The sequence below is a fragment of the Shewanella sp. 125m-7 genome (assembly GCF_052977045.1).
Genome location: NZ_JBRILQ010000108.1, coordinates 1 through 546 on the forward strand (window position 1 = coordinate 1; position 546 = coordinate 546).

The 546-nt window shown below is 51.5% G+C and carries 1 rRNA gene; it reads right to left on the reverse strand.

The window, feature by feature from the left end:
* Positions 1-546 (reverse strand): 23S ribosomal RNA (locus tag ACVBIL_RS20645); the annotation flags it as partial.

The following is a 546-nucleotide window of genomic DNA, read 5'->3' on the forward strand; positions in this document are numbered from 1 at the left end:
GAGCGTACCTTCTCCCGAAGTTACGGTACCATTTTGCCTAGTTCCTTCAGCCGAGTTCTCTCAAGCGCCTTAGTATTCTCTACCCGACCACCTGTGTCGGTTTGGGGTACGATTCCTGCTAACCTGAAGCTTAGAAGATTTTCCTGGAAGCATGGCATCAACTACTTCATCACCTTAGTGACTCGTCATCAGTTCTCAGTCTTGCAATTTAATGCGTGTTCCCGGATTTGCCTAAGAACACAACCTACAACCTTAAACGCGGACAACCAACGCCGCGCTAGCCTAGCCTTCTCCGTCTCTCCATCGCAGTTAGCAGAAGTACGGGAATATTAACCCGTTTCCCATCGACTACGCCTTTCGGCCTCGCCTTAGGGGTCGACTCACCCTGCCCCGATTAACGTTGGACAGGAACCCTTGGTCTTTCGGCGAGGGGGTTTTTCACCCCCTTTATCGTTACTCATGTCAGCATTCGCACTTCTGATACCTCCAGCGTGGGTTACCCCTTCACCTTCAACGGCTTACAGAACGCTCCTCTACCGCTTGCTA